This window comes from Methylophaga sp. OBS4, from assembly GCF_026319305.1.
Taxonomy (GTDB): Bacteria; Pseudomonadota; Gammaproteobacteria; order Nitrosococcales; family Methylophagaceae; genus Methylophaga.
In genome coordinates this window covers 1-6,280 of sequence record NZ_JAPDMV010000060.1, presented here as the reverse complement: position 1 = coordinate 6,280, position 6,280 = coordinate 1, and the positions used below count along the sequence as shown (strand labels likewise).

Annotated in this window: 9 protein-coding genes; all 9 read left to right on the top strand. The window is 50.3% G+C overall.

What is annotated here, in order from left to right:
- Positions 1-322 precede the first annotated feature (322 nt).
- Genes OMP95_RS12405 through flhB form a run of 9 tightly spaced genes read left to right on the top strand, consistent with a single transcriptional unit; the run spans position 323 to position 6,160 of the window.
- Positions 323-739, top strand: a complete 417-nt coding sequence (locus OMP95_RS12405; protein ID WP_266329309.1) for a flagellar basal body-associated FliL family protein — start codon at positions 323-325, stop codon at positions 737-739.
- Between the two features lie 49 nt (positions 740-788).
- Positions 789-1,295 (top strand): flagellar basal body-associated FliL family protein, encoded by a 507-nt coding sequence (locus OMP95_RS12400; RefSeq protein WP_266329307.1) that lies wholly within the window; start codon positions 789-791, stop codon positions 1,293-1,295.
- 2 nt (positions 1,296-1,297) lie between these two features.
- Complete coding sequence (fliM, locus tag OMP95_RS12395; protein ID WP_266329305.1) at positions 1,298-2,320, top strand: flagellar motor switch protein FliM; 1,023 nt, start codon at positions 1,298-1,300, stop codon at positions 2,318-2,320.
- Positions 2,317-2,784 carry a flagellar motor switch protein FliN gene (gene fliN / locus OMP95_RS12390; protein WP_266329303.1) on the top strand — a complete coding sequence of 156 codons (468 nt, stop codon included), beginning with the start codon at positions 2,317-2,319 and terminating at the stop codon, positions 2,782-2,784. The genes fliM and fliN overlap by 4 nt, the downstream gene beginning before the upstream one ends.
- Complete coding sequence (fliO, locus tag OMP95_RS12385; protein WP_266329301.1) at positions 2,784-3,215, top strand: flagellar biosynthetic protein FliO; 432 nt, start codon at positions 2,784-2,786, stop codon at positions 3,213-3,215. Before fliN ends, fliO begins: the two co-directional genes overlap by 1 nt.
- Entirely contained in the window at positions 3,212-3,949 is a 738-nt protein-coding gene (gene fliP / locus OMP95_RS12380; RefSeq protein ID WP_266329299.1) for a flagellar type III secretion system pore protein FliP, read from the top strand. Before fliO ends, fliP begins: the two co-directional genes overlap by 4 nt.
- Before the next feature lie 2 nt (positions 3,950-3,951).
- Positions 3,952-4,221, top strand: coding sequence for a flagellar biosynthesis protein FliQ (gene fliQ / locus OMP95_RS12375; RefSeq protein WP_266329297.1), 270 nt, complete (start codon positions 3,952-3,954; stop codon positions 4,219-4,221).
- 24 nt (positions 4,222-4,245) lie between these two features.
- Complete coding sequence (gene fliR, locus OMP95_RS12370; protein ID WP_266329295.1) at positions 4,246-5,028, top strand: flagellar biosynthetic protein FliR; 783 nt, start codon at positions 4,246-4,248, stop codon at positions 5,026-5,028.
- Positions 5,021-6,160 carry a flagellar biosynthesis protein FlhB gene (gene flhB, locus OMP95_RS12365; RefSeq protein ID WP_266329293.1) on the top strand — a complete coding sequence of 380 codons (1,140 nt, stop codon included), beginning with the start codon at positions 5,021-5,023 and terminating at the stop codon, positions 6,158-6,160. Before fliR ends, flhB begins: the two co-directional genes overlap by 8 nt.
- Positions 6,161-6,280: the final 120 nt, after the last annotated feature.

The window sequence follows — 6,280 nt, the reverse complement described above, 5'->3', positions numbered from 1 at the left end:
CCGTCAGAATCTTGTCCCAGAAAGTGCAAATAACATTGTCTTTTTTATCTTGTGGATTAGTTTCCACCCTGCCACCTCTTTAACCTGTTGCTCAAGCTTGTTATATACCGAAACAACCTGGAAATGCACGATACCGGCTTATCGTCTCGCCCTGCGGGTGCTCATGTAAAAGCCAGCACGGTGTTACAGTCTAATAACCATTCGCGGCAGGCTGTGCCTTGTTCTGACTGTTTACATAGGCTCTGATACGCGCATTTCCAGGTTGTTTCGGTATAATCCGGGCTTTAATCTTTCTGTAAAAAAACACGGAGTATAGCAAGCCATGCATAAGATGCTCACCTCATTATTACTGGGTTTGTCATTAATCTGGACCCTGCCGGCCATGTCTGCTGCTGACACTTCATCTGCCGCTAATCGGGCTGTTTATTACCAGATAGAGGAACCGTTCACGATTAATTTTCTCAATCAAAGTCAGCAAAAGGCACGTTATCTGCAAATCAAAGTCGCGTTAATGTCGCATCAGGCCAACATCATTGACAATGCCAAACTCAATCTACCCATGATTCAGGACGCCTTGCGAACGCTATTTACTGCTCAAAGCTATGACAACGTCAGTTCGGTTGCAGGCAGAACACAATTACAGCAAGAGGCTGAGCACCTGGTCAGCTCATTATTACAAGAAGAAACCGGTCAAAAAGGTCTGGACAAAGTATATTTCACCAGCTTTATCTTGCAATAAACGGCACGCTACTTGCTAAATAAATTTCAAACCTGAACGGAAAGCGACAATGGCTGAACAACGAGACGACATTGAAGTAGTTGAAGAAAAAGGCGGTAATAAGGCTAAATGGCTGATTGCGGTTATTGCATTACTATTGCTTGCTATCATCGGTCTTGGCGTGATGATGCTGATAGGCGGTGATAAAGGGGAAGCCGGCGATGCGAAGCAGGAAGCCGTCGCTAAACAAACGCCCATCTATTACACCGTTGATGCACCTTTTATCGTGAATTTTTCCGAGCAGAGCAACGGCACCGTCAAATATTTACAGGTCAAGATGAAAGTAATGGCCAGAGATCAAATGGTGATTGATGCCTTCACACTTCACCTGCCAGCGTTACAGCACGAGTTGCTAATGTTGTTTTACAGTCAAAATTATGACGTTCTTGTGACCGGTGACGGTACCAAAGCACTGCAACAGGCCTGCCTCGATACTATCAACCAGATTCTGAAATCCGAATCATCGCTGGAGAATGAATTGGAAGCCGTGTATTTCACCAGCTTCATCATGCAATAACCATGGCCGTTCACGATATCCTGTCACAAGATGAAGTCGATGCCCTGCTGAACGGCATGGGTGACGGCGACATCGAAACCGAAACTGCATCCGACTCGGATACCGGTTCGCCGCGTTCCTACGACTTCGGTAATGAGGAACGCATCATCCGCGGGCGCATGCCGACGCTGGAAATGATTAATGAGCGTTTTGGCCGTTACCTGAGGATCAGTCTATTCAATATGCTGCGCCGCTCTGCAGAAATTTCAGTCAGTGGTGTGCAGGTGATGAAATTCTCCGAATACGTGCACACTTTATTTGTGCCCACCAGTCTTAACCTGATTCATTTGCATCCTCTGCGCGGTACCGGTTTGATTGTGCTCGAACCGAAACTGGTGTTTACCATTCTGGATAACTACTTCGGCGGTGAAGGCCGCTTTCAGGCCCGTATTGAAGGCCGTGAATTTACAGCCACTGAACTACGCGTTATTCGCATGGTGCTCAATTTGTGCTTCAAGGATCTGACAGAAGCCTGGTCGCCGGTCATGGAAGTCGACTTCGAATTTGTCAATCACGAAGTCAACCCGCAATTTGCCAATATTGTCAGCCCCAGTGAAGTGGTGGTCATTTCCACTTTCCATGTCGAACTCGATGGCGGCGGCGCTGATATTCATGTCACTTTCCCCTACTCCATGCTGGAACCGATTCGTGAACTGTTGGATACCGGTCTGCAAAGTGACCGCAGTGCTGATGACGGACGCTGGTCTAAATCCTTGCGTGAAGAAATCATGGTGGCGGATGTCGAATTATGGGCCAACCTGACCCAGACCACTCTGAATCTAGGGCAAATTCTTAAATTGAAAGCTGGCGACATCATACCGATCGAGATGCCCAAAAACGTAGTCACCATGGTGGAAGATGTGCCGATGTTCCGCGCCAGCTATGGTGCGCATGATGACAAGGCCGCGTTGAAAATCGTTGATAGTATTGAACACCCGAAAGACCCGACGCCTACCTATAATCTCAACAAGGGTAAGAAAAAATGAGTGAAGACACCCAAACAAAAGATCAGGAACTTGCTGACGAATGGGCTGCCGCACTGGAAGAGCAAAGTAGCGAACCCGGTGACAATCAGGACGAAGATCCCTGGGCTCAGGCACTGGAAGAACAGGCTGCCGCCGAAGCCGGACAGCAACAGGCCAATCCGGCACCGGTGGCCCAGTTGGATGATGAGGGGAAACTGAAAACAGACGTCGATCTGGATATGGTGCTGGATATACCGGTCACGATTTCAATGGAGATCGGCCGCACCCGTATCAGCATCCGCAACCTGTTGCAGTTAAGTCAGGGTTCGGTAGTTGAACTGGACCGCCTGGCGGGGGAACCCATGGATGTTCTGGTCAACGATACCCTGATCGCACATGGTGAAGTCGTCGTGGTAAACGATAAGTTCGGTATCCGCCTCACTGACGTTATCAGTGCTGCGGAACGCATCAAGAAACTGCGCTGATGTCCCGGTTGGTCTCCGCTCTCTTCGCTTTATTGTTGAGCCTGCCGGTGCGGGCGGTGCAACAGACAGAAACAGCGCGTACTTTGAACGAATCACCACTATCCGCCGGTAGCCTGGTGCAAACGTTATTGGGCCTATTACTGGTGCTGGCTTGTATCGTGTTAGTGGCCTGGTTGCTGAAGCGCAGCAGCAGTTTCCACATGGCAGCAAGCGGCAAACTGAAAGTCATTGCCAGTATTCCACTGGGACCACGCGAACGGGCGGTGCTGGTACAGATTGGCGATGAGCAACTCTTGCTCGGTGTCACTCCGCAGCAAATCAATACCCTGCATAAACTGGAACAACCATTGCCGATAGATTCCACCACCGGCGTGTCCGGCGATTTTGCCGGCAAACTGCGTCAAATGATGCAACAGCGGGGTGGTCGATGATCCGCTTGCTGATGTTATCTGCATTACTGTTTTCACCCCTGCTTGCCCTGGCAGAGCCGGGTATTCCTGCCGTGACCGTGACCGGAGCGGAAGACGGCGGCCAGAGTTACAGCGTGACCTTGCAGATTCTGGCTTTGATGACGGTGCTGACCTTGCTGCCGGCAGGGCTGATGATGATGACTTCTTTTACCCGTATCATCATCGTGCTGGCCATTCTGCGTCAGGCAATGGGGGTGCAGTCAACACCCTCCAATCAGATCCTGATCGGTCTGGCACTGTTTTTGACCATTTTCATCATGCATCCGGTATTCAACCAGTCCTATCAGAACGCCGTGGTGCCCTACATGGACGGTGAACTCGAATTTACCGCAGCCTTTGAAACCGCGGGCGCACCGTTTAAAGAATTTATGCTGGCACAAACACGGGAAACCGATATCGAGCTGTTTGCAACTATCGGCGGTTACGAAGAATTGCAAAGCGCCGAGGATATTCCCTATAGCCTGCTATTGCCTTCATTTGTCACCAGTGAGCTGAAAACCGCTTTTCAGATCGGCTTTCTGATCTTTATTCCCTTTCTTATCATTGATTTGGTGGTGGCCAGTGTCTTGATGGCGATGGGTATGATGATGCTGTCACCGATGCTGATCTCTTTGCCGTTCAAATTGATGTTATTTGTGCTGATTGATGGCTGGGCTTTGCTGATGGGCACGTTGGCCTCAAGTTTTTACGTTTAGTCATGACACCTGAAACCGTCTTAACCGTCATGCAGCAGACCTTGCAGGTCATCACCATTTTGATCGCGGCAATTTTGTTGCCAGCCCTGTTTATCGGTCTGCTGGTCAGCATGTTTCAGGCGGCCACTTCTATCAACGAACAAACGCTGACTTTTATCCCCAAACTGTTTATTACCCTGCTGGTGCTGATGGTAGCCGGGCCCTGGATGCTGAGCCTGGTGATCAGTTTCGCCCGGCGCCTGTTCGAAGATATTCCCTTTCTGATTGGGTAGCGTAGTGTCCTGGATAAAGTGGCCATGGTTCTGAGCATTGCCGACATCACCGGACTGCTTGGCAGTTATCTGTGGCCGTTTTTCCGTATTGCCGCCATGGTGATGGTAGCGCCCATCTTCAGCAGTAATTTTGTCACCGCCCGCTCACGCCTGCTGCTGGCGCTGGCGGTCAGTATCGTGATAGTGCCTAATATTCCGGTCACGGCCCCTGCGGTAGAACCACTCAGCGGTGAAGGTTTGCTGATTATCGCGCATCAGATCCTAATCGGTGCCTGCATGGGATTCATGCTGCAATTGTTGTTTAACGCTTTTATTGTCGCGGGGCAGATTGTCGCCATGCAGATGGGGTTGGGGTTTGCCTCCATGGTCGATCCCCAAAATGGGGTGATGGTACCGGTTATCAGTCAGTTTTATCTGGTATTTGTCACCCTGATATTTGTCAGCATCAACGGTCATCTGATTCTGATACAGGTACTGGCGGAGAGTTTCACCACCCTGCCGCTTGCCTCCAGCGGTCTCACACCTTTCGATTTTCGCGATGTAGTCGCTCAGGCCAGCTGGATGTACGCCGCTGGCGTCATTATTGCTTTACCGGCAATAGGCTCCCTGATGATGGTGAATCTGTCTTTCGGTATTCTGTCGCGGGCGGCACCGCAAATCAGCCCGTTCTCTATCGGTTTTCCGATGACCATTATTCTGGGGTTTGCCATCATGCTGGTGACTTTACCCAATGTGGCCGAGCATCTGGTTGATATGAGCGACTACATGTTGCAGATGGCGCGCTTACTGGTACAAAAAAATGGCTGAAGAAAGCGGACAGGAAAAAACGGAACAGCCCACGGGCAAGCGCCTTGATGAGGCGCGGGAAAAAGGTCAGGTCCCCCGATCACGTGAACTCACCACGGTAACTGTGCTGATTGCCAGTGCGATCGCCTTGTTTTTTATCGGTGAAAATATCATCCGTAGTGTTGCACAAGTAATGAACAAATCTTTCAGTTTCACCCGCAAGGAATTATTCGATCCGACGGCGATGGCCCAGCATCTGATCTATACCATTAAAACCGTTGCTTTTGATCTGGGTCTGTTCATGGCTGTTACGGTTATTGCCGCCCTGGCCGCACCGGCCTTGATCGGCGGCTGGAATTTCTCCACCCAGGCCATGTCGGTCAAACCGGAGAAAATGGATCCCATCAAGGGACTGAAACGGATATTTGGCCCCCAGGGTCTGATTGAGTTGGGCAAGGCACTGGGTAAATTTATTCTGATTGGCGGTATCGCTACCGTCCTATTGTGGGGACTGCGTGACCAATTATTGACGCTGGGGCGTCAGGAAGTAAACGTCGCCATGGCCGCTCTGGGCTATCAGGTGTTATGGGTGTTTCTTGCGCTGACAGCCAGCCTGATTCTAATCGCCTTGATCGATGTGCCATTTCAGAAATGGAACCATATTCGACAATTAAAAATGACGAAACAGGAAGTCAAGGATGAAATGAAACAAACCGAGGGGAGTCCGGAAGTTAAAGGCCGCATCCGGCGCCTGCAGATACAGTTGTCACAACAGCGGATGATGCAGGATATCCCTTCCGCTGACGTCGTCATTACCAACCCGACCCACTATGCCATTGCCCTGCGCTATGACCAGACCAAAACCGGCGCACCGGTCGTGGTGGCTAAGGGTGCCGATCTGATATCACAACAAATTCGGCTGGTGGCTGAAAATAATGAAGTGCCGATTCTGGCTGCGCCCCCCCTCACGCGGGCCATTTATTATTCCACTGAAATCGGCGATGAAATTCCATCTGGTCTATATATTGCAGTAGCCCAGGTGCTGGCTTTTGTATTCCAGTTGCGGCGTTACCAGAAACGCGGTGGCAACAAACCGCAGCTGAATCCTGAAGACCTGCCAATACCTGATGAACTGAGACGAGATGAATCCTGAAAACCTCAGTTGACCGCTGATTCTTTAATAAGGTTTTGAAATGAATTTGAACATCTATCGTCATCCACTCACCTTTCCGGTGAACGTCACGACGCTACGCAGTTTTGCACTGGCCCCAAG

Coding starts and splice junctions, on each gene's coding strand:
- OMP95_RS12405 (WP_266329309.1), top strand. CDS start 323: ATGCATAAGATGCTCACCTCATTATTACTGGGTTTGTCATTAATCTGG.
- OMP95_RS12400 (WP_266329307.1), top strand. CDS start 789: ATGGCTGAACAACGAGACGACATTGAAGTAGTTGAAGAAAAAGGCGGT.
- fliM (WP_266329305.1), top strand. CDS start 1,298: ATGGCCGTTCACGATATCCTGTCACAAGATGAAGTCGATGCCCTGCTG.
- fliN (WP_266329303.1), top strand. CDS start 2,317: ATGAGTGAAGACACCCAAACAAAAGATCAGGAACTTGCTGACGAATGG.
- fliO (WP_266329301.1), top strand. CDS start 2,784: ATGTCCCGGTTGGTCTCCGCTCTCTTCGCTTTATTGTTGAGCCTGCCG.
- fliP (WP_266329299.1), top strand. CDS start 3,212: ATGATCCGCTTGCTGATGTTATCTGCATTACTGTTTTCACCCCTGCTT.
- fliQ (WP_266329297.1), top strand. CDS start 3,952: ATGACACCTGAAACCGTCTTAACCGTCATGCAGCAGACCTTGCAGGTC.
- fliR (WP_266329295.1), top strand. CDS start 4,246: ATGGTTCTGAGCATTGCCGACATCACCGGACTGCTTGGCAGTTATCTG.
- flhB (WP_266329293.1), top strand. CDS start 5,021: ATGGCTGAAGAAAGCGGACAGGAAAAAACGGAACAGCCCACGGGCAAG.